The following is a 22,005-nucleotide window of genomic DNA, read 5'->3' as shown; positions in this document are numbered from 1 at the left end:
TCCCCCAGTGAATTAATATGTTGACTCTTCCAATTTTCGGTAAACTTCTTGTAATTTCTCGATGGATACTCCCCCATCTAAAGCTGTGAGAAGGCTCAAATAAAAATCGTCTGCCTGTTGCTCTATTTCGGTGATTAATTGTTCGAATTGGTCGGACACAATACCGAAGTAATATTCTGCTAGTTTTTGGCCTTCAGATTTGAGATAATCATCCGCTGGGACATTTAAAATATTAAATAGTTCATCACTCATAAGCTTCTTTTCATTTTTTTCAAAAAAGGATTTTGGATTTTTAAAATAAGACAATGCTTTTGTAAACAGCTGTTTATTTAAATCCCTGAATGCTAAAGGAAACTCGATTTCCCCTTCGTGCTTCATCTCAAAAGTTGAAAATGATAGGTCTTTATTTATTTCGCTCATGCTGCGCGTTAGGCCCGTATAATATTCGGTTAAAACCTTTCCAGCAAAAGAATCCAGTCTCACTGTTGTGGCTCGGAGTTCCTGTGCGAAATCGAAGCCTAAACTTTCTAACAGTTCATCTAAAGCTGATTGAACTGCCTTCTTTAAATTTCTTCCGTCATCTCTTAAGGTTGCAGGATTAAAAGCTTCTTTAAAAAAGTCACCAAATCGTAGAAAGACTCTTTGTTTAATATAGTAAAGAAGTTCTTCTCCCTCTTGGGTCATTCGTTTTTGTACACCCTCTGGTGTTTGTTTATCCAGTAAAGCTTTAATCATCGCTTTTTGTTTTTCAATTTCAGTGCGTTTTTTGTCCTTAACGGATTGGTCTTCTTTCGAATTATCAATTAGTTTTCCTACTAAGTCATGTACACGATTTAATTCGTTACCCGCTGATGTGAGAGCCATTTCCGTTAAATCATTTGAAATAAAATGATAGAAATCGCCTTCAAAATTCTCCATGCCCGACTTTGCATCTATGTTTGGTTCTAATTTTTCCTTCAGCGCTAACAAACTAGATAATGGATAGAGGTGTGGTTTGCGAATCCCATATTTTATTAATTGGTCTGTTACATATTCCGCAACGGTTTCCTTCTCCTCCTCATTTTCAGCTAAGTCTATCGCGTTAATAATAAAGAACATTTTATCAAGCTGGAAGGATTCCTTAACTCGACCAAGCTGTATTAAAAACTCTCTGTCCGCTTTTGAAAAGGCATGGTTATAATACGTAACAAACAAAATCGCGTCCGAGTTCTTAATATAGTCGAAAGCTACTCCTGTATGGCGGGCATTAATCGAGTCCGCCCCTGGTGTATCAACAAGGGTAATTCCTTTGCGAGTCAATTCACAATCATAGTACAGCTCAATCCATTCAACAAAGCAAGACTTTTCTTCCAACGCCACGAAATCAGCAAATTCGTTTAAGTCCGTTTCCAAAACTGATCCGAGCTGTTTTCCATGGAGGAGGAAGCCGCTTTTAAATGCTTGTAGAAATGCATAGTGTGTCTTTTCCGCTACACCTTCCTGCCCTTTTTCGAGCATGACCTTATCAATTTCTTTTGAGGCGCCTTCTAAGGCAGTAGTTTGCAAATCAAATAACTTCAATGAACGGTTTACATCCTCAAGCATGGCGTTTTCTTCCTTAAACTTCACAAGCACTGTGCCATGCTGATATTGATCGGTTACAGGCTTAATTTTATTAATGGCCGCTGTTGTCGGATTAGGTGATACCGGAAGTACCCTTTCCCCCATCAGCGCATTGGCAAAAGAAGATTTTCCAGCACTGAATGCGCCAAACAATGCGACCGTGAACCCTTTGTGAGCTAAACGGTCTGCTTTGTCTTCCAATTCCTTAGCTAGTTTTTGAAAACCAGGCAGACTGTCAATAAGCTTCGCAGATTGATCTAATCGAACTACCATGCTTTGTAAATTACTTCTTGCTTTTTCCGTTTCATTTTTCTTGGTTACAGTGTTTTCTTCGTGAGTTACAGATGGCACTGGCTTATTCTTTTGAACAGACTCTGTCTCCGGAAGAGACGTACCATATACTACTTCAGCATCCTCTTCCTCTTGCTTAAATAGCAAATAATCGTCACTTTTAGTTTCAACTGATTCATTTACCAACCTGGCAACTGCAGCTTTTTTTGTGACTGTTTCTTTTTCAAAGTTGTTTTTTTCAGATAGCGCGCCCACATATTTTTCTATACTTTTAAACTCTTCTTGATACACCTGTGTCAAAGATTTTGTTTTTGCTGCTAGTACAGGCATGAGCGCATGTTTAAAATCTAAAATGCCCTCTCGTGCAATTTTTTTTATTCCGTTCGCCAAGTCCTCTGTGTAATGAAGCACATATTCACCAGAAACTCTGGCTCCTTGTTTAACAGTTTGAACAATTAAATCGATTGGAACTTCAATAGAAAACGATTGTGCTTTATTTAGCAGCTCTTGTTCATCTAGGCTATTGCTCTTGAGAATTGCAATTAGATATTCACGGAGGTGCCATTCAAGCTGTGATTTGGTTTTATCCTGAAGGTCCTTATACAGCTGATCCAACCGCGCATTCTTTTCCTCCAGTGTTTTTTGTTTAGAGAAAAGAAAACCTACCTTAAATTCTGGCTGTGAGGCTTCAAGAAAGCTTTGAGCTAATTCTCTTGTTTGAAATGGCATTAAATAAGCATTGTTTAAAATCTTTGCTATTTCTTGGTCTATTTCTTTTTCTGTTTCCTCAACCCCTTTTTCAAGCGTCTTTAGGTTTGCACTGATGGATTGATAGGTTTGTGTTAATTGCTGTTTTTCTTCCTCTGGCAGCTCATTTAACATTTCAAAAATAGGCTGAAGTTCTTCTTCCCTTTTATTACGTTCTTGTTCAAGATGATCCTGAGCTATCTTTTTCAGTGAATAGAAAACCGATTGCTGTAGAAGTTGGTCCTTATTCTGCAATTTCTGTCCAATAAATGTTTTTAACTCATCAAATTCATTCAGTTTATGATTTTGAAACTTTAATGAAGTATAAAAGATGCGCGCAGGCTTGACTCCCCATGCAGCAAATGAATCCGTGACACTTTCTTGAAATTGGCGGAATGAGAGCTCTTCGTCTTTATGCTTATCAACTTGGTTAATAACGAGATAAACTTCTTTTCCTGCCTCCGTTAACTCCTTTGTGAATAAAAAGTTCAGCTCCGCTTGAACATGGTTATAATCCATCACGTATAAAACTAAATCTGCCAGGTGAATAGCTGATTCTGTTGCTACCTTGTGTGCATCATCAGCAGAATCGATTCCAGGTGTATCCATAATAACGGTATTAGGTGGCAACTGTGAGTCTGCATGGCTTATTTCGATTTCCTCGATTTGGTCGCCATCCTTGCAGTATTTCTTTACTAATTCATAATCATATGGTGCTAAATACACCCGCGGCTTTTCATTTTTGAAAAAAACCTTCGCATATTCCTCACCTGACTTTACCCTGACGAGGTTAGCACTGGTGGGAATCGGGCTCGATGGCAGCAAATTCTCACCGACCACTTTGTTAATCATCGTTGATTTTCCAGCTGAAAAGTGACCGCAAAATGCAATCATAAACTCCCTATTTTGCAGTTTCTTTGCTAACTGCTTTGTTTTTTCTGCGTTTTCAGTATCACCTTGTTCAATAAGATATTCATATAAAGCAAGGATCTTATTTTTGAGTGATTGAATGGTTTCTTGTGTAATCGCCGTTTGCACCATAGTCTTTTCCCCTTGTTCACAACTTTGTAATATTTTATATTTTATACGATAATTCAAACTTTTCCTATCTTGAAAACAAAATTGTTAACATAATATTCACTTCTTTTATTTTATTCCTTGGTTACAATTAAAGAAAAGAGGAAGGAAGTGGATTATGGCATTTAGGGAACGTAAAGAGTCAGATGAGTTGAAGATTTTTAGGTTGTTGAGTTATCGTTCGATTTTACCAAGTAAAGAGAAATTACTTTATGCAAATCTTGAAAAAGGATTCCAAGGTGAGGTGATGTTTGATCAATTTACGGAAGGGCTTGATCCAAATAAGTTTCTTATATTGAATGATTTACTCTTGGAGACGAACTCTACCACTTTTCAACTAGATTCCTTTCTAATTAGCCAAGGGACCCATTTTCCTTGTGAAGTGAAAAATTTTGAGGGGGATTTTTATTATAAATCTGATCAGTTCCATGCGATGAATGATACTGTGATCCAGAATCCCCTTGACCAAATAAAGAAAAGCAACACATTGCTACTCCAGTTTCTCCAAAAGAAAAAATACTCTATTTCTTTAAAATCAAATGTTTTCTTTGTCAATCCTTCATTCACCCTCTACCAAGCGCCACTGGACAAGCCGATTATATATCCCACTCAGCACGCTAAATATTTCGAAGAATTAAATAAGAGAAGTTCTATTCTAACCGATGACCATTATAAGCTAGCCGAAGATTTAGTGAAGGAACATAAAACGACTTCCCCCTATTCACGATTACCGCCATACGATTTTTATCAACTGAAGAAAGGCCCCAGCTTTATGTTGTGCCATTCCTATGCAGTTTCGTTTGATGGGAAGATTTTCATCTGTCATTCATGCGGGTGTTTGGAATACGTGGATGACGCCATCTTACGGGCCGTGGGGGAACTTCAGCTGCTCTTTCCAGATATAAAGATAACAACAAATTTGATATTTGAGTGGTTTAAGGTAATTGAATCTAGGAAACAGATTAGGCGGATATTGAAGAAACATTACCAGAAAATGGGGTTAAAACACGTTACTTATTATAAATAAAATTTGACTATAGTGGAGTGACCGAAAATGCATTTTAATTTGCTTCTCGGTTACTCCAGACCCGCTGGAGTTACCCAAATGTTATTTCTCCATGCTCTTCGGAGACTCCAGCCACCATGGAGTTACCCAAATTCTTTTTCCCCATGCTCTTCGGTCACTCCAGCCACCATGGAGTTACCCAAATTCTATTTCTCCATGCTCTTCGGTAACTCCAGCCACCATGGAGTTACCCAAATGTTATTTTTCCATGCTCTTCGGTAACTCCAGCCACCATGGAGTTACCCAAATTCTATTTCTCCATGCTCTTCGGTCACTCCAGCCACAATGGAGTGACCCAAATTCTATTTCTCCATGCTCTTCGGTCTCTCCAGCCACCATGGAGTTACCCAAATTCTTTTTCCCCATGCTCTTCGGTCACTCCAGCCACAATGGAGTGACCCAACTTCTATTTCTCCATGCTCTTCGGTCTCTCCAGCCAGCATGGAGTTACCCAAATTCTATTTCCCCATGCTCTTCGGTCACTCCAGCCACCATGGAGTTACCCAAATTCTTTTTCTCCTTGCTCTACGGTCACTCCAGCCACCATGGAGTTACCCAAATTCTATTTCTCCATGCTCTTCGGTCACTCCAGCCAACATGGAGTTACCCAAATTCTTTTTCCCCTTGCTCTTCGGTCACTCCAGACTACCTGCATTGACCAAAAAGTCTTTTCATCATGTTCTACGGTCACTCCAGACTTCATGCATTGATCCAAATGCCTTTTCCGTATGTTCTTCGGTCACTGGAGCCCTAAAAAAAATAAGCCAAGGATTTCTCCTTGGCTTTATAACAACCTATATTCTTAATGTGTCACATTTTTTAAGACGTGCTTCATGACAAATGCGTATATGATTACCGTTCCACTTACCAAAGCAAAAGCCATATTTACACCTTCCTATCCGCTCAACTGTGATGAGAATGATTTTCATTCTTCTTTAAAAATAGAATATCACAGCTGATAATCATTTTCAATACACTTAAGTTAATTGTCATATTTATTTAACAATTTTGGCAGAAACCGATTACAACTACCTAAATAGCTTTCATATTCAGTTAGTTCCCGCAGTGCTTTTTCCTCTGCTGGTATTCTGATTGACAGCATGAGTATATTTAATATCGTAAACAAACAAGCTGTCACGTATGCACCGAACATCAATGGTACGACCAAAAGTTCAATCGAGACAACCAAATAATTTGGATGTTTGATAAAACGGTATGGACCTCTTCTCACGACCTCAACATTTGGTAAAACAAGGATTTTTGTATTCCAAAATCGTCCAAGCGACGAAATCGCCCAAACTCTAATCAACTGCGCACAAACAAAAACTGCCGCACACAGCTGCCAAAATGGTAATAGCTCACGGAAAAAGCTAATTTTCTCAAAAATGAATACAACAAAAAATAACGAATGCATCAGCACAATAAATTGATAATGCTTTAAACCAAATTCTCTCGCACCCTGTTCCTTCATCCATTTCTCATTTCTTCGAGCAATCACTAACTCAAGTAAACGTTGAATAATCATAACAGAAATAAATATTAAAAAAGGAATCATCATTTACCCCCATTTCAGTAAAAGCAATTCTGAACTAAATCCCGGACCTAGAGCGGTGCAAAGTCCGTAGGACCCCGCATCACCACCCATTTCCATAAATCGTCTAAGGACGTACATGATCGTTGCCGACGACATGTTTCCAAATTGCTTTAACACCTCGAGAGAAATGTCGGTCATCGAAACAGGTATTTTTAATGATTTGATATAAGCTTCAATCACCTTTTTCCCGCCAGGATGTGCAATAAAATGGTCAATCTCAGGGAGCCGGAGTCCATTCTCATTTAAAAATTTACTAACATTAGGTTTTAGCCACTCCTCAATAATACTCGGGATATCTCTAGAAAAGACAACGAACAATCCTTGATCCCGTATATCCCAGCCCATAACATCTAGGGAATCTGGCATTAACGTAGATTGAGTATTAATAATGGCTGGTGCAGTCTTTTTAGCGCATAGATCATCAAGGTTTACCTCATTACCACAAATCAATGCACATGCAACCCCATCGGCAAATAGTGAGGTCCCAATTAAATTACTCTTTGAAAAGTCGTTCCTTTGAAAGGTTAAACTGCAGAGTTCAACCGAAAGCACTAATACCTTTGAATTTGGGTTGGCTTTGCAATATTCAAATGCCCGTGATAATCCAGCAGCACCTCCAGCGCATCCAAGCCCCCATATGGGGATTCTTTTGGTGTGCTCCCCAAATGGCAATAGGTTCATGATTCTTGCCTCAATGCTGGGAGTTGCCATACCCGTAGTTGAAATATAAAATATCGCATCAATTTCTTCACAATGTATTTCTCTCGTTAAAAATGTCCCATTATTAAGGCAGTTCTTAATCGCCTGCATTCCTAGTGTCACAGCGGACTCAATATAAGCATTGTTTTTTTCTGCAAATGAATGGTCCACTCTATACCACTCAATATTTTTTACGATATGTCTTTTTTCTATTTGTCCGTTTTGGAAGGCTTTAAGCAGCCTTTCGATATCCTTAAATCTTTCTGAAAAAAGTTCTCTGGCAAAGTCAATTGCTTGTTCTTGTTTTATTTCAAACTCCGGAAGTGCTTCTGCTACTGAAAGAATCGTTGGCATTGGTTTATTCTCCTTCAATGTAGGTAATGGTATTTTTACCAAAATAAGGAGATTTATGTACAAAAAAAAGCTTCCCTGCTTGAGGGAAGCCAACGTTTTGAAGGTTGTTGTTGTTGTGCTCTTTGATTATAACTGAAATGCTGTGGCTAAATCATTACGAAAACTTTTCCATTTTTCATAAAAGCTTTGAATAGTTATTCTCACTTCAACAAATAAAAAGCACCTGACTACGGCGCTTTATCATTTTTATTGTTTTCTGATTGGGCTTGAACCTCAATTTTGATCTTTTTTTCTGCTAAGGACCCACAGACTTTACAATATTCAATTTGGTCATAGAGGAGACGGCATGGTTCACAATAATATTTTTCCATTCGTAACACGCTCGCTTCTCAAAATTTAGATACATCTATTATTATTCTATGAAAAAGTTTCAAATTTGTGACAATTATTGATAAAACAGGCTTTTTATATCATAACAGACATAATCAATTACTTTTATCACAGGTAATAAGTGATAGTTCACAATTTAGCCACATGTTCAGCACTACTATTGTGATATAAATCACTGTTATATCAATTTATTACTATTAACATAGTACTTATCTTAGGAATGAACATTTTGTGAACTGTTAATTTTGTTATTTTTTCTTCACAATTGTTTTGTATTATGAAAGAGAACTTATTATTTAATTTAATTATTCTGAAGGGAGTCTTGGGGGATGGCGAAAGCGGAACTGAAAACAAACAAAAAAACAGAAATTGAAGACAGCTCTTCTCTTAAAGGGACATTAGCGTCCGTTTTCTTTTTGGGAATCTTTATAGTTGTCACATGGGTAAGTGTCTACTTCTTATTTTTAGACCGTTTTTAGAGAGGGAAAGGGGAAAAAACCATGCATATGCATAAGTTTGAAAAAATTTGGCTTATATTCGGTATAGGCGCACTAGTGGTTTTCTTATCAGTTGTAGGTGTAAGCGCTTTTTATTTAGGGAACAAGCCGCCTAGCTGCTTAACTACGATTGATCCAAAAAAAGTTGATACGGAGGCTCCATTCGATAAACCTGGATTAAACAAGGTTGAAGGAAAAGAATGGGACTATGAATTAGTGTATGTTGCTTCGGCTTTCTTCTACAATCCTGGCGAAGTGGAAGTTCCACTTGGAGCAAAAGTAAAAGTTATTGCGACAACCAAAGACGTTGTCCATGGGTTCCAAGTAGCTGGCACGAATATAAATATGATGCTAGAACCAGGTTATGTAAACGAATTTGTTACAACCTTCGATAAAGAAGGCGAATACTTAGTGGTTTGTAATGAGTATTGCGGTACGGGTCACCACTTAATGAGTTCAAAGATAAAGGTGGTTAAATAATGAGCAGCCAAACAGCAAAATTAAAAGTTGATCCACGTGATGGAAAGCTTGCGATGGCACACTTTTATGTTGCCTTTATCGCATTAGCTTTAGGCGGTCTAATGGGATTACTGCAAACCCTTGTCCGCTCTGGTAGTTTTGAGCTTCCATGGGGTATTGATTATTATCAAATTTTAACCGTACATGGTGTTTTAATGGGTCTTGTTTTAACAACATTCTTTATTATGGGATTTCAATATGCTGCTGTCAGCCGTACAGCAGGTACTCACTCACCAGCAGCACGTCGGATCGGCTGGATTGGCTTTTGGGTAATGACAGTTGGAACACTCATGGCTGCGACCATGGTTTTATTGAAAGAGGCTTCTGTTCTTTATACGTTCTATGCACCATTAAAAGCCCATTGGATTTTCTACGTAGGGATGACATTCGTGGTGGTTGGAAGCTGGCTTGACGGAGCAGCCCAAATTATGACTTATGCAAAATGGCGCAAGGAAAACCCAGGTAAACCAAGCCCACTGTTAAGTTTTATGGCTGTGATTAATACAGTGCTTTGGATTGTAGCTACATTAGGTGTCGCGTCAACTGTTTTATTCCAGTTACTTCCATGGTCACTCGGCTTAGTTGACACTGTCGATGTGTTAATTAGCCGTACCTTGTTCTGGTATTTCGGACACCCGCTCGTGTATTTCTGGTTACTTCCAGCCTATATGTGCTGGTATGCGATCGTTCCAAAAATTATTGGCGGAAAAATATTCTCAGATTCTTTAGCACGTCTGTCCTTTATTTTATTTTTACTTTTCTCAATTCCAGTCGGTTTCCACCATCAACTAATGGAACCCGGTATTGATCCAGCGTGGAAATTTTTACAGGTTGTTCTTACTTTTATGGTTATTATTCCATCATTGATGACGGCATTTTCTTTATTCGCAACCTTTGAGAGATTTGGCCGTTCTAAAGGTGCCACAGGACTTTTTGGCTGGTTTAAGGTTTTACCTTGGAATGACGCTCGTTTTACCGTTCCATTTATCGGAATGGCAAGTTTTATCCCTGCTGGAGCCGGAGGTATAATCAATGCTTCCAACCAAATGAACCAAGTCGTTCATAACACAATTTGGGTAACTGGCCATTTCCACTTAACTGCTGCAACCTCAGTTGTGTTAACGTTCTTTGGTATCTCTTATTGGTTGGTACCACACTTAACTGGTCGAAAATTAACGAAAGCAATGAACAAATTAGGAATTATTCAAGGTTGGGTTTGGTTCATCGGAATGGCGTTTATGTCAGGTGCTATGCACTTCCAAGGACTTCTAGGCGGTCCTAGACGTTCAGCCTTCTCTACTTACGGAGATTCAGCTCAAGCAGCTGAATGGATTCCTTACCAAATTGCACAAGCAGTTGGCGGATCAATTCTATTCCTTGGAATCATTTTAATGATTATTATCTTTGTTAACCTTGCATTCTTTGCACCTAAAGGAGAAGAAGAATTCCCTGTTGGTGAAGCAGAGAATCTAGAAGAAAAAGCACCAATGATATTTGAAAACTGGAAATTATGGCTTGGCATTACCGCAGCCCTAATCCTATTCGCTTACACTATACCATTTATCGATATGATTCAAAATGCACCTCCTGGATCACCAGGATTTAAAACTTGGAATTCCTGGTAATATCCATGAAACAAGGCTTCATTTATGCTGAAGCCTTGTTTTTATTTATTTTATAGTTTGCTTTCGGCATATTTATCAGAATAACGATAACAGAATAATGACAGTACCAACAAATTGCAGCATTCCAAAGTTTTCTTTATATAAGAAAACACTTAGCAGCGTAGCCGCAACTGGCTCTACAGTCGCGATAATCGAAGCCTTACTGCTCTCCATTTTCTCTAGTCCCTTAGTATATAAGAAGTAAGCGATAACTGTTGGAAATAACCCCAAACCTACTCCGTAAAGGATGACTTCTCCACTAACCAGCATATTTCTATTTTCAAAAAGGTCGGTAAATAGAAGTAACGGGATTGCAGCCACTAAAAAGGTATAAAAAGTAACCGTGAATGGTCGATATTTTGCTAACGCAAATTTGCCGAATATAGTATATAAAGCGTATCCGAAGCCTGCACCAAGTCCTGTTAGAATTCCAACCAGATTCATTGATGGTGTATACTTGAAACTTACTCCAACAATTAAAACACAGCCTATCAAAGTCCCAATGACTGAGAAAATTTTTCTGCTATCCATACTTTCCTTTAAAAATAGATAAGAAAGGACAACGACAAATGTTGGAGCAGTGTACAGTAAAATAACAGAAAAAGATAGACTCAATTTATTAATGGAAGTAAAATAACACCAATTAAATAGGACAATGCTGAAAATCCCAGTTCCAATAAAGTATTTAATATCAGCAAAATGTATTTTTATTTGTCCCGGATATTTTGTTATGCCGATCATTCCAAGTAATAAAACAGCTGTTATTACCCTCAAAGTAACAATCTCCATTGAAGTAAACCCTAAAAGTGCTAGCTTTCTAACAAAAATGGCTATGATTCCCCACAAAGCTGCACTTACGGCAATCATCATAATTGGACCGATTTTCCCCATCGCACACACACCTTTATGAAATAAAGAAGAAGGGAAATGTTCTTTCCCTTCCCTCAGCTTCTATTCACTTAATTGATATACTTTTCCATACTTTTCATACAAATAATCGATTAGATATTGAGCATTTAAACCTTCCCCTGTTACATCATGAAGGATTTCTAATGGCTTTTTCTGCTTACCATATTGGTGAATATTCTTCGTCAGCCAGTCCTTGATCGGCAGCAAATTTCCTTCTTCTAACAGTTGGTCAAAGTTAGGCAGGTCTTCAAGCATTTTGTTTTTAAACTGCGCAGCATACATGTACCCCAGCGCATACGACGGGAAATACCCAAAGCTCCCTCCTGCCCAGTGGACATCCTGAAGCACACCTTTAGCGTCATTCTTGGGCGTAATGCCTAGATATTCTTGATATAATTTATTCCAGACCTTCGGAAGGTCCTTCACCTCTATTTCACCGTTAAATAGGCCTTTTTCAATTTCATAGCGAATAATGATATGGAGAGGGTATGTTAATTCATCTGCTTCAATTCTAATCAGCGAAGGCTTCGATTCATTTACAGCTCGGTAAAAATCTTCAATTGTAACATCATCAAACTGACCAGTTGCATAAGTCTTTAATAGTTCATAGTTATTTTTCCAAAAAGAAAAACTGCGACCGACAATATTTTCGTAGAACAGCGATTGCGATTCATGGATACCCATTGATGTTCCCGTGCATAAAGGCGTACCAATCAAGTCTTTTGAGATATTTTGTTCGTATAATGCGTGACCGCCTTCGTGAATGGTTCCGAAAACAGCTGTACGGAAATCCTGCTCATCATAATTAGTTGTAACCCTGACATCCCCCGGATTTAAGCCGGTAGCGAAGGGATGCACCGTTTCGTCGAGTCTGCCAGCATCGAAGTTATAACCCATTTTTGCAAGGATTTCCAAACTTAATGCCTTCTGTTTCTCCTTTTTAAAGGATTTAAACAGGGACTCTGTTTTAGGTTTATTAGAAGAATCAGCTATCTGCTTGACCAACGGAACAATTTTCTCTCTTAAGTCTCCAAAAACCTGGTCAAGGACTTCTACTGTCATACCGGGTTCATATAAATCCAACAACACGTCATATGGATTTGCTTTATGACCCCAATAAGTAATAAAACGTTTTGTCGTTGCAACCAGTTTTTCTAAGTAAGGTCTGAACAAGCCAAAATCGGACTGTTCCTTTGCCTGTTCCCAGACAGTTTCTGCTTTGGATTGGAGGATAACATATTCCTTGTATTCGTCAGCAGGAATTTTTTTGTTGCGTTCGTATTCTTTTTTACATTCTTCAAGAATTTTTGCTGTCTTTTCAGATAGTTGACTTTTCGAGAGCGTTGCTATGTATGCTGCCATATCTTCAGAGGTAGACATTTTAAAAACTTCAGACGAAAGCATGCCAATTACTTCAGACCGCTGATCCATTCCCTGCTTTGGAGCCCCAGTCCTTAGGTCCCAATAAATCAACCCAAGTGCTTCATTATAGGCACTCATTTTCCTAACATATTCTAAAAACTTCTTTTCTACTTGCTCTGGAGTCATTCTCATAATAAGTCCCCCTTTTTACTAACCATTTGTATTTTATCATATTTTTCTGAAAATCTAATGATGAAAAGATACGAGAAAATTAATTCTGTTGTAAAATGTAAACAACATTAGGATGATTTTGCTAATAGTGACGGGAGGGGAAACAAAGGATGAAAGAATTGATAGGCTACTGCACCTCGTGTAAGAAAGAGATTTATTGTTTAGAAGGTTTCTTTAACGGCGTAAAATCTGACGACGGTAAGTTGTATTGCTTTGAATGCTACGAATCTAAACAAGAAAAAAATCCGCAAGCTTAGCCCTTGCGGATTTTTCCATTATGATTAGTCTTCGTCTAATGCTAAATCTTTCACAGGGAGCTGCTCTTCTTCCTTATGTGTTGGCTTACGAAGATTGAAGAGTGCCTTCAAACTGAATGCAAGTAACACAACAACACCAATTAAGAAAATTGTATCTGGAACTGCACGCCATGTTAAAATGCTTTGCACAATATCCTTTTGAAGGAATTCAGCGGAACGAGATGCGGCATAACCATGATTATACGCTTCTTTTAATTGAATAAGTCCAACTGGAAGCAGTGAAACAAAAACCATCCCTGCAAGACCTGCGTTAAGTGCAATACAGCTGATTTTAACCCATTTATCATTCCATGCTTCTGGTTTAACGATATTTCGCAATGAGTATAATAGGACCGCACAAGCGAACATTCCGTAAACCCCCATCATTGAGCCATGTCCATGTGCCGGAGTTAAGAATTGTCCGTGCTCTAAGAAACTTACAGCTGGCAGATTGATTAAGAAGCCCATTACCCCTGCTCCAACTAAATTCCAGATACCAACAGAGATCAAGAACCAGAATGTACCTTTATAAGGGAAGTTATTACCTCCATCTTTCATTACCTTATAATGCTCGTAAGCTTCTAGGATTAGGAGCGTTAAGGGAATAACCTCAAGCGCAGAGAAAACAGCTCCAAGAGCAATCCAAATTTCTGCGGAACCGTTGTAATAGTAATGGTGTCCAATACCGATGACGCCGCTTCCTAATAGCAAGATTAATTGGAAATAAAGTGCTTTTACCGTAGAACTCTTAGTTACAAGCTTCATTTGAACCATTAAGAATCCGATCACAACCACTGCAAACACTTCAAAAATACCTTCTACCCATAAGTGAATAATCCACCAGCGCCAGTAGTCAGCAAACGTAAAGCTTGTATCAGGGTTGATTAATAAAGCAAAGATGTAGAATGCAGGTACAGCAATTGCGGAGTAGAACAATAAATGGATGAGTCCACCTTTATCACTCTCACGCTTTAAGCCGCTCTTAAGTCCACGATATACGATGAATAGCCAAATGAGCATTCCTACTATCAAGATAATCTGCCATAAACGTCCTAACTCAATATATTCCCAGCCAGAATGCCCAAGGAGGAACCAATTGTTTCCTAGATAACCGTTTGCACCCAGCCACTGGCCAATCATACTGCCAACAACGAGGACAACTAATGCCCAGAACAAAATATCTACCAATAGTCCTTGTTTTTTTGGCTCATAGCCACCAACAAGCGGTGCTATATAAATACCCATTCCTAACCAAGCCGTTGCAATCCAAAAGATTGCCAGCTGCAAATGATAGCCTTTTGTGATATTAAACGGAAGAATATCATGAATCCATTTGATTCCAAAGAAACTATCCGGTTCTATATAATAGTGAGCTAATAGTGCACCAAGCATAGCTTGGACAAAGAATAATGCCACAACGATAACAAAATACTTTCCAGTTTTTACTTGTGACAGCGTTAGGGGAATTTTCTTCAGGTCTATTTGTGGGAAATCCCCCTCCTTATATGCCTTGTCCATGTCTAAATGATAACGATAGAACACCCACAATATAATACCAATAAAGAGAATTAATAACGTCACACTGACACCGCTCCAAAGGATGGCAGAGAACGACATATGATTACCTGCGTCTTCATAATATGGCCAGTTATTTGTATAAGTGATTTTATCCCCTTTACGGACAGTACTTGAAAGCCATGCCGTCCAGAAGAAGAAGTCAGCAATTTGTTCGATCTGATCACCTTCAGCAACATAGGCACGGTCATTTGCCGGCATATCTGATTCCTTGATCAAATTCTTTTTTAATCCCCAGCCATCACCTAAGGTGAAGATTTCCTTATAGTATTCTCTCACTTTTTCAAGCCCAAAGGCTTGAGCATTTGTTAGTTCCATTGTATCTGTGTTACTATCATAACGATTTTCACGCATTTCTTTTATAACATTATTTTTAATGATAGACTTCTCATCCTCAGATAAAGAAGCAAAATTACTACCAAATTTTTCATCGGCTTTGAAGTCTTGCATTCCTTCTGTATAAATCTTCAAAGATTCAGCTGTATAATCTGGCCCCATATACGAACCATGACCTAAAACTGTTCCATAATCCATTAACCCATACTTTTGGAAGACTGCTTGTCCTCCCATTATACTCTCTTTTGTAAAAAGCACTTTCCCTGTTTCATTGGTTATTTCTAATGGCCTTGGTGCTTGCTCCTTAAAAATCCAATAACCGCCAACCAACAAAACAGTGAAACTTAGCAATATAGTAATAATCAAAATGGATTTTAACAATGCATTTCGATTTTCCTTAACCACTTTGTTCGTTTTTGTCCCCCGCTGTATTTCCATTTCTGTCATCCTTTCTCGTTTCATTACCTTACGTATTCTATCGTTCATAAGAAAGTCACAAAGTGAATCTCTTCATGTTTAGCTTGTGATATTCACCACATACAACCTGAGAATTATTTTCAATAAATTTGCTATCTATGATGGAGGTCACATAATTGTTATTCAAACATTGCTAAAATAAAGGTAATCAAGAATTACTCATACGAGGGTGATGTTAATGAAGCAAGAGGACATAAAAAAAAGATTATCAGATGTCCCTCTATTTAAAGAATTATCGGATAGTGAGCTTGTGCCCTTTATTAAAATTGCATTGACTCGCTTTTATAGACAGAAAATGTATGTATTTATGCAGGATGATCCACTTGATCGGGTATTTTTTATCCATTCAGGAAAAATCAAAATCTATAAAACAGACTTTTCAGGTAAGGAACAAATTGTGTCGATACTTGAACCTGGTGAAATGTTTCCACATGCAGGGTTTTTCAGGGAAGGAAACTTTCCCGCACATGCAGAGGTATTAGAAGAGGCAAATCTTATTGTTATACCAATAGACAAATTTGAAGAAACCCTAATTGCTAATCCTGAACTCTGTATCAAGCTTTTTAAGGTGTTGGGAGAGAAAATTGTTGACCTCCAAGGAAGGTTAGAGGCGCAGGTCCTCCATAATACCTTTGAACAAATTGTATTACTTCTTATTAGACTTTGTCAGTCCAACGGTGATCAAGTTGGCAGCAGGTATCAGCTAACAACACAATTTACAAATCGTGAGCTGGCGAACATGATTGGCACCTCTAGGGAAACAGTCAGCAGAACCATTAACCATCTAAAAAAGAAAAACTACATTAATCAGTGCGAAGATGGATTCTATTTAATTGACCGCGACGCACTGGAACAGGAATTATTTTATTAAGGCTGTTTTCGTAAAGATTGTTGTTAAAATCCTAAAGCCGATTTTAACGTGGAACAAACTATTTTGTGCTTGAAACTAATTATGCAATCTCTTTTCTTACAGAAAAGAGCCTCTATTAAGAAATCATTAAGGGAGATGTAAAATATGGAACAGAAGATTATTGAGCTTGATGTTAGAGAAGATTTAAAGAAAAGAAAAGAGCCATTCCAAAAAATTATGGAAGCCATAAAAGAAGTAAAAGATAATGATGTTTTTATCCTTCATGCCCCTTTCAAGCCTGTACCATTGTTTGCAGTATTAAAGGCAAAAGGCTTTAGCCATGAAGTAGAGGAAATTGAGGCAAAGCACTGGAAGGTTACTTTTACAAAGAATGCCTAAATGCAAGTAAGAAAGGTGATTAAAAATGATATTAGATAATAGAGGTTTAGAACCGCCGCAGCCGATGATGAGGACTCTTGCCGCCTTAGAAAAGTTAGGTCAGGGTGAAGTACTAACGATTATTAATGATAGAAGACCGATGTTCCTTTATGAACAGCTTGAGGAACTTGGCTACAAACAGAGAACAGAACAACAAAACGACGGAAGTTTCAAAATTGAAATCTTCCGATAAGAGGGTGAAAAATTATGCTTCCTCAAACAATGGGAAGTGAAACGAATATTAAGCTTCCATTCTCATTTATTATTTTCAGTTTAGTAGCACTTGTACTATCTCAAATCCTCGTCCTAGTAAATGGACAAATGGTTGTGAATGGCAGTTTTCGCATACCAGCAATCTGGTCAGCCGCCCACTTACTGGTCTTGGGCTGGGCTCTAATGGTGGCAATGGGTGCGATGTATCAGTTAATACCAGTTGCTTTCCTAACGCCAATTTGGAATGAGAAATTTGGTTTTATCCAGTTTTTTGTTACAGCCATTGGCATCGCATCATTTTCCTGGATGTTATATGTCTCACCACAAAAGGCATTGATTCCAGGAATTCTAATGCTGTTGGGCATCCTAATGTTTTTATTTCAAATGTTTATGACCCTTAGAAAGCAGGCAAAACCAAATATTCTAACAGCGTTTGTTGGAAGTGCACTTATTTGTTTATTCATAACGATATTCTTAGGGATTACATTGATCTATTCACTACAAACAGGGTTTGCAGCAGAATACTATCAATCCATTTTTAAAAGTCATCTTTTAATGGGCGTAGCAGGCTGGTTTACACTACTAATTTTCGGTTTTTCTTATAAAATGGTTCCGATGTTTTCATTATCACACGGGTTTCCAATGGTGCAGGCACGATATGTATATGGACTTTATATTTCCGGTCTAATGATTACAATCATTTCATTTTTTAACGGGAATCATTATCTAGTAAAAGCAGGAATTTTCTTACTTCTAGCAGGTTTTTCAGTTTTCAGCTGGCATATCTCTATCATTATTAAAAAGAGGCTGAAGAAAAGACTTGATCATTCATTTACATTTGCATTAGTTGCCATTGGATTAGGGAACATCATCCATCTGGCAGCCTTCCTTGCTTTATGGAGTGAGCAAAATGCTGCCCTAATGGGTCCCTTCGTTTACTTATATTTATTACTGTGGATCGTCCTAAGCATTATGGGATATTTATATAAAATCGTTCCGTTTCTGTGGTGGACATATAAATACAGTAACGAAATCGGAAAAAAATCGGTTCCATCTTTAAAAGATATGATGAATGAAAAAATTGTGGTTCCCTTATTTTCCTTGTTTGTAATTGCCGTTTTTGCAGTATTTATGTCAATCATTTTTGAAACCATTCTAATCTTTAATATTGGGCAATTTATTTTATCCATTGTATTTATCCTAATTTCAATTAGTATTCTAAAAGTCTTAAAAAAATAATGAGGTGTTTATGATGAATCTAAAAGATAAAGTTGTTGAAGCTTTAAAAAGTGTATATGATCCTGAATTGAATATTAATGTTGTCGACTTAGGATTAATTTATAATGTTGAGGTGACGGATGATCAAGATGTAGAGGTTACAATGACGTTAACCACACCTGGTTGCCCTCTTCATGACAGTATTACAAGAGGAGTACGCTATAGTATTGAAGGCATCGAAGAAACAAAAAACGTTGAAGTGAATCTTGTTTGGGAACCTGCATGGTCGCCTGAGAAAATGACTGCAGAGGGACTTCGTCTATTAGGCAGATAAGAAAAAGGTCAGCCTGTGCTGACCTTTTTGCTTATACTTATACTTCTACTGCTTCTGTCGGTAGAACATCTTTAATTTTCTGCAATAATGCTGAATCAATGTTTTCATTTAGCATGATGTGAACACTGCCTCGGTCGTTTTCACTTCTAATTAATCGTCCAATTCCCTGTCTTAATCGCAGCAGCATATATGGTAAATCTACATCAGTAAATGGGTCACTAACACCATTTCGCTTAGCAGTAAACACAGGGTCATTTGGCGGGAATGGCAGTGAAAAAATCATAACATTCTCTAATGATCTACCAGGAATATCTAAACCTTCCCAAAGATGAATAGTGCAAAGTATGGCGTGCTCCTCATTTTGAAACTTTGATACAAGCGTGCTTATTTCTTCATCCCCTTCAAAATAAACCGGGTACTGGATATTCCCTGAAAGCTTTTCTTTTAGGTTCTTTAATTCATTTTGGTTGTTTAGAAGAATAAGGGCTCGCCCTTCTGACTGAACAATCTTGTTGATGACATAATCGAGTTTGTCCTCCAACGAGTTTTGGTTGAATCTCGGCAGGAATACCTCCATTTTTTCATCGTAATCAAAAGGTGAATCTACAGAAAAGGATAAATATTCTTTAATTCCCAAGCTATTTGCGATATAATCGAATTTTTTATCGTTAGATAATGTCGCAGAAGAAAAGATGAACGGTTTCTTTTGGGAGAATACTTCATCTTTCATGACTTCTTCTACCATTTTCGGCATAATCACAAGTGTTCGTTCATACCCTTTTTCTTCGAACCAAGTAATCCCGTTCATTTCTTTAAGAAAAAGTGATAATGAGTATGTGATTTGCTCCAAATATTCCTCGACGATTTTCAAGTCATATTCATTGATAACATATAATTCACTTTCAAAGACAAGCTCCTCCTCGATTGCTTGGAGCCTTTTTAGCAGAGTTGTACCATATTGTATTAAAGAAGGATGCATGGCAATCATTTGTTTTTCGGAACCTTCTGATGGGACAGCATGCTGCGAAATAGCACTAAAGAATTTATCATTGTCTAAAAGCGCTTCTTCAATGGTATATAACGTTTTTTCACGGACTTCATTTTCCATTAACCTTGTTAGTAAGGTCTCTAGTGTAGAATCCGTGAAACGATAGCTTAACGCCTTCTGTGCTGCATATTCAAGTAAATGTCCTTCGTCAAAAACAACAGAAGAGTGATCAGGCAATAATGGCAGCTGCCCTTCCCGTTTACGTGATTCTTTTGTCCAAATATGCTCCATATAAAAATCATGTGAGCAAATAATCAAGTCCTTCGCATGACGGTAAAAATCACGATTTAAAGTGAGCCCGCAACGGTGTCTTTTTTCACAGGAAAAACAGTCCTGAACCATGTCCCAGTTTATTTTCCCCCATGTGTCATCGGACAATGAAGGATAATCCCGGCGGTCGCCGTATCTTTCAAATTTCTGCATAGAGCCATCACTATGAACGAAATCTGGTAATTCCTCATAAATTCCAGCGATATCATCGTTAAAGTCTTCATGCCTAACATAATCCAGCTTTTTTAAGCAAAGATATTGGTCCCTTGATTTTGCCAATCTAACATCGATATTGAGCCCAAGTACTTTTTCAAGCTTGGCAATGTCACCTTCTTTTTTAACCAGCTGTTCGATTAATGTTTCATCCGCGCAGGCAATGATGGCAGGTCTATTGGTGTACCTGGCGTACATAATCGCATAAAGTAAGTAAACGATTGTCTTACCGGTACCTACTCCCGCTTCTGCAAACATAACCTTTTTTTCTTTAAATGCTTTTTCCAGCTGGAATGCCATAAAAATTTGTTCATCTCTTAATTCAAAACCTGCCTCTGGCAAAATATCATAAAATAAGTCACCAATCCATTCACTCAGCTTGTCATAAAAGGATTCAGTTTTAGATACTACAAATGGAATACGGTCTTGCATATAACCACTCCTATAAACGAATTAAATGGAGCCTTCTTTACTAGGCTCCAATTGTTCTAAAAAGTACTATTCAATTGTACGGGGAGGTCGTTTTCCCCAATACTGATAAAGGTCTGTACGAATAAAGCCATTAAACAGTTTCCGCTTTTTTGTAGCTGGTTTTCCATAAAATTGCTCAAACTGTTCATTGGAAGTCATGATATAGATGGACCAGGTATCAAGCTTACTAAAAGCCTGTCCCATTTCCTTATACATGTGCTCAACAGCCTGTTTTTCACCAAGTCTTTCCCCATAGGGAGGATTGCCAACAATTACCCCATATTCTTTGAACGTTGTAATATCTCTTACTTGCATTTGTTTATATTGGATAAGATCACCAAGTCCTGCCTCAAAGGAGTTTTCTTGAGCGATTTTGATCATACGATGATCAATATCAGTCCCCATAATATCCAATGGTTGGTCATAATTTGCTAAATCCTCCGCTTCGGTACGCGCCTCATCCCAAACCTTGCCGGGAATCCAATTCCAGCTTTCTGATACAAATTCACGATTAAAACCGGGAGCAATATTTTGCCCTATCATCGCGGCTTCAATTGGAATTGTACCAGAACCACAGAAAGGGTCAATAAATGGTTTATCAGGCTTCCAATTTGTTACCGACACTAAGGCTGCTGCAAGAGTTTCCTTTAGTGGAGCTTCCCCTTGATCAACACGGTATCCACGTTTATGGAGTCCTTGACCGCTTGTATCTATCGTTATCGTTGCAACATCTTTTAACAAGGCAACTTCTATTCGATAATACGCACCTGTCTCTTCAAACCATGAGCTGCGCTTATAATGACTCTTCATTCGATCCACAACTGCTTTTTTTACAATTGCCTGGCAATCGGAGACACTGAATAATTTTGATTTTACTGATTTTCCGGTAACTGGGAACTCTGCATCCTCAGGGAGGTATTTTTCCCATGGCAATGCTTTTGTCTTCTCAAATAATTCATCAAAAGTATAAGCCTTAAATTCACCGACTTTTATTTTTACTCTGTCAGCTGTTCGAAGCCACATATTACTGCGGGCAATCGCGCTTTCATCACCAGTATAAATAACTTTGCCGTTTTCCACTTCACACTCATAACCGAGAGCACGTACTTCTTTTGCCACTAATGCTTCTAGCCCCATTGCGGCGGTTGCAATTAATTGATATTTTCCCATTTATTCCACCCTTAACTTTTTACCTTATTATGTATGAATGTATGCTTGCCTATCATACCATTATAGACCAAAATCAGTAAGCCCATGCAGAAAG

General features: G+C 38.0%; 18 protein-coding genes. 9 read left to right on the top strand and 9 right to left on the bottom strand.

What is annotated here, in order from left to right; genetic code table 11:
* Positions 1 to 12: 12 nt before the first annotated feature.
* Positions 13 to 3,681, bottom strand: a complete 3,669-nt coding sequence (locus ABC255_RS10235) for a dynamin family protein (RefSeq protein ID WP_412993235.1) — start codon at positions 3,679 to 3,681, stop codon at positions 13 to 15.
* 154 nt (positions 3,682 to 3,835) lie between these two features.
* Between ABC255_RS10235 and ABC255_RS10230 the strand changes: the two genes are divergently transcribed.
* Positions 3,836 to 4,744: a nuclease-related domain-containing protein gene (locus ABC255_RS10230; protein WP_412993234.1), complete on the top strand. Its 909-nt coding sequence runs from the start codon at positions 3,836 to 3,838 to the stop codon at positions 4,742 to 4,744.
* A 341-nt stretch (positions 4,745 to 5,085) separates the two neighbouring features.
* On the opposite strand, the gene ABC255_RS10225 is transcribed toward ABC255_RS10230, so the two are convergent.
* From ABC255_RS10225 to ABC255_RS10215, 3 genes are all read right to left on the bottom strand, one after another.
* Entirely contained in the window at positions 5,086 to 5,238 is a 153-nt protein-coding gene (locus ABC255_RS10225; protein WP_412993232.1) for a hypothetical protein, read from the bottom strand.
* Positions 5,239 to 5,765: 527 nt separating this feature from the next.
* Entirely contained in the window at positions 5,766 to 6,308 is a 543-nt protein-coding gene (locus ABC255_RS10220) for an isoprenylcysteine carboxyl methyltransferase family protein (protein ID WP_412993231.1), read from the bottom strand.
* A 33-nt stretch (positions 6,309 to 6,341) separates the two neighbouring features.
* Positions 6,342 to 7,430, bottom strand: a complete 1,089-nt coding sequence (locus tag ABC255_RS10215) for a type III polyketide synthase (RefSeq protein ID WP_412993229.1) — start codon at positions 7,428 to 7,430, stop codon at positions 6,342 to 6,344.
* Positions 7,431 to 8,149: 719 nt separating this feature from the next.
* On the opposite strand from ABC255_RS10215, the gene ABC255_RS10210 reads away from it, so the two are divergent.
* The 3 genes from ABC255_RS10210 to ABC255_RS10200 are packed head-to-tail and all read left to right on the top strand — an operon-like array spanning position 8,150 to position 10,461.
* A complete protein-coding gene (locus tag ABC255_RS10210; RefSeq protein WP_283861247.1) occupies positions 8,150 to 8,299 on the top strand; it encodes a cytochrome c oxidase subunit 2A in 150 nt (49 codons plus the stop codon).
* Between the two features lie 21 nt (positions 8,300 to 8,320).
* On the top strand, positions 8,321 to 8,797 hold the full coding sequence (locus ABC255_RS10205) for a cytochrome c oxidase subunit II (RefSeq protein ID WP_412993227.1): 477 nt from the start codon (positions 8,321 to 8,323) through the stop codon (positions 8,795 to 8,797).
* Complete coding sequence (locus ABC255_RS10200; protein ID WP_412993225.1) at positions 8,797 to 10,461, top strand: b(o/a)3-type cytochrome-c oxidase subunit 1; 1,665 nt, start codon at positions 8,797 to 8,799, stop codon at positions 10,459 to 10,461. Before ABC255_RS10205 ends, ABC255_RS10200 begins: the two co-directional genes overlap by 1 nt.
* Positions 10,462 to 10,536: 75 nt before the next feature.
* On the opposite strand, the gene ABC255_RS10195 is transcribed toward ABC255_RS10200, so the two are convergent.
* The 3 genes from ABC255_RS10195 to ABC255_RS10185 all read right to left on the bottom strand — a co-directional run bounded on the left by ABC255_RS10195 (position 10,537) and on the right by ABC255_RS10185 (position 15,647).
* Positions 10,537 to 11,391, bottom strand: a complete 855-nt coding sequence (locus ABC255_RS10195) for a DMT family transporter (protein ID WP_412993224.1) — start codon at positions 11,389 to 11,391, stop codon at positions 10,537 to 10,539.
* Between the two features lie 60 nt (positions 11,392 to 11,451).
* Positions 11,452 to 12,963, bottom strand: coding sequence for a carboxypeptidase M32 (locus ABC255_RS10190; protein ID WP_412993222.1), 1,512 nt, complete (start codon positions 12,961 to 12,963; stop codon positions 11,452 to 11,454).
* Positions 12,964 to 13,283: 320 nt separating this feature from the next.
* Positions 13,284 to 15,647, bottom strand: coding sequence for a nitric-oxide reductase large subunit (locus tag ABC255_RS10185; RefSeq protein WP_412998525.1), 2,364 nt, complete (start codon positions 15,645 to 15,647; stop codon positions 13,284 to 13,286).
* A gap of 217 nt (positions 15,648 to 15,864) precedes the next feature.
* Here ABC255_RS10185 and ABC255_RS10180 point away from each other — a divergent pair, with 217 nt between their 5' ends.
* The 5 genes from ABC255_RS10180 (at position 15,865) to ABC255_RS10160 (ending at position 18,739) form a co-directional block, all read left to right on the top strand.
* Positions 15,865 to 16,557 (top strand): Crp/Fnr family transcriptional regulator, encoded by a 693-nt coding sequence (locus tag ABC255_RS10180; protein WP_335530937.1) that lies wholly within the window; start codon positions 15,865 to 15,867, stop codon positions 16,555 to 16,557.
* 144 nt (positions 16,558 to 16,701) lie between these two features.
* Positions 16,702 to 16,935 (top strand): DUF2249 domain-containing protein, encoded by a 234-nt coding sequence (locus ABC255_RS10175; RefSeq protein ID WP_412993220.1) that lies wholly within the window; start codon positions 16,702 to 16,704, stop codon positions 16,933 to 16,935.
* A gap of 25 nt (positions 16,936 to 16,960) precedes the next feature.
* On the top strand, positions 16,961 to 17,167 hold the full coding sequence (locus ABC255_RS10170) for a DUF2249 domain-containing protein (RefSeq protein WP_412993218.1): 207 nt from the start codon (positions 16,961 to 16,963) through the stop codon (positions 17,165 to 17,167).
* A 14-nt stretch (positions 17,168 to 17,181) separates the two neighbouring features.
* Positions 17,182 to 18,426 carry a hypothetical protein gene (locus ABC255_RS10165; protein ID WP_412993217.1) on the top strand — a complete coding sequence of 415 codons (1,245 nt, stop codon included), beginning with the start codon at positions 17,182 to 17,184 and terminating at the stop codon, positions 18,424 to 18,426.
* Between the two features lie 13 nt (positions 18,427 to 18,439).
* Entirely contained in the window at positions 18,440 to 18,739 is a 300-nt protein-coding gene (locus ABC255_RS10160; RefSeq protein WP_335537206.1) for a metal-sulfur cluster assembly factor, read from the top strand.
* Positions 18,740 to 18,776: 37 nt separating this feature from the next.
* Here ABC255_RS10160 and ABC255_RS10155 read toward each other — a convergent pair whose 3' ends face one another.
* Positions 18,777 to 20,702: an ATP-dependent DNA helicase gene (locus tag ABC255_RS10155; RefSeq protein WP_412993214.1), complete on the bottom strand. Its 1,926-nt coding sequence runs from the start codon at positions 20,700 to 20,702 to the stop codon at positions 18,777 to 18,779.
* 66 nt (positions 20,703 to 20,768) lie between these two features.
* Positions 20,769 to 21,911, bottom strand: a complete 1,143-nt coding sequence (locus tag ABC255_RS10150) for a THUMP domain-containing class I SAM-dependent RNA methyltransferase (RefSeq protein ID WP_412993212.1) — start codon at positions 21,909 to 21,911, stop codon at positions 20,769 to 20,771.
* Positions 21,912 to 22,005: the final 94 nt, after the last annotated feature.

The sequence above is a fragment of the Neobacillus canaveralius genome, from assembly GCF_047237705.1.
Lineage (GTDB): Bacteria > Bacillota > Bacilli > Bacillales > Cytobacillaceae > Neobacillus > Neobacillus niacini_K.
The sequence above is the reverse complement of the archived record's forward strand: the minus strand, read 5'-3'. Positions and strand labels throughout refer to the sequence as shown.

Coding starts and splice junctions, on each gene's coding strand:
- ABC255_RS10170 (WP_412993218.1), top strand. CDS start 16,961: ATGATATTAGATAATAGAGGTTTAGAACCGCCGCAGCCGATGATGAGG.
- ABC255_RS10180 (WP_335530937.1), top strand. CDS start 15,865: ATGAAGCAAGAGGACATAAAAAAAAGATTATCAGATGTCCCTCTATTT.
- ABC255_RS10175 (WP_412993220.1), top strand. CDS start 16,702: ATGGAACAGAAGATTATTGAGCTTGATGTTAGAGAAGATTTAAAGAAA.
- ABC255_RS10205 (WP_412993227.1), top strand. CDS start 8,321: ATGCATATGCATAAGTTTGAAAAAATTTGGCTTATATTCGGTATAGGC.
- ABC255_RS10190 (WP_412993222.1), bottom strand. CDS start 12,963: ATGAGAATGACTCCAGAGCAAGTAGAAAAGAAGTTTTTAGAATATGTT.
- ABC255_RS10155 (WP_412993214.1), bottom strand. CDS start 20,702: ATGCAAGACCGTATTCCATTTGTAGTATCTAAAACTGAATCCTTTTAT.
- ABC255_RS10150 (WP_412993212.1), bottom strand. CDS start 21,911: ATGGGAAAATATCAATTAATTGCAACCGCCGCAATGGGGCTAGAAGCA.
- ABC255_RS10185 (WP_412998525.1), bottom strand. CDS start 15,647: ATGGAAATACAGCGGGGGACAAAAACGAACAAAGTGGTTAAGGAAAAT.
- ABC255_RS10220 (WP_412993231.1), bottom strand. CDS start 6,308: ATGATTATTCAACGTTTACTTGAGTTAGTGATTGCTCGAAGAAATGAG.
- ABC255_RS10165 (WP_412993217.1), top strand. CDS start 17,182: ATGCTTCCTCAAACAATGGGAAGTGAAACGAATATTAAGCTTCCATTC.
- ABC255_RS10200 (WP_412993225.1), top strand. CDS start 8,797: ATGAGCAGCCAAACAGCAAAATTAAAAGTTGATCCACGTGATGGAAAG.
- ABC255_RS10160 (WP_335537206.1), top strand. CDS start 18,440: ATGAATCTAAAAGATAAAGTTGTTGAAGCTTTAAAAAGTGTATATGAT.
- ABC255_RS10230 (WP_412993234.1), top strand. CDS start 3,836: ATGGCATTTAGGGAACGTAAAGAGTCAGATGAGTTGAAGATTTTTAGG.
- ABC255_RS10235 (WP_412993235.1), bottom strand. CDS start 3,681: ATGGTGCAAACGGCGATTACACAAGAAACCATTCAATCACTCAAAAAT.
- ABC255_RS10210 (WP_283861247.1), top strand. CDS start 8,150: ATGGCGAAAGCGGAACTGAAAACAAACAAAAAAACAGAAATTGAAGAC.
- ABC255_RS10195 (WP_412993224.1), bottom strand. CDS start 11,391: ATGGGGAAAATCGGTCCAATTATGATGATTGCCGTAAGTGCAGCTTTG.
- ABC255_RS10215 (WP_412993229.1), bottom strand. CDS start 7,430: ATGCCAACGATTCTTTCAGTAGCAGAAGCACTTCCGGAGTTTGAAATA.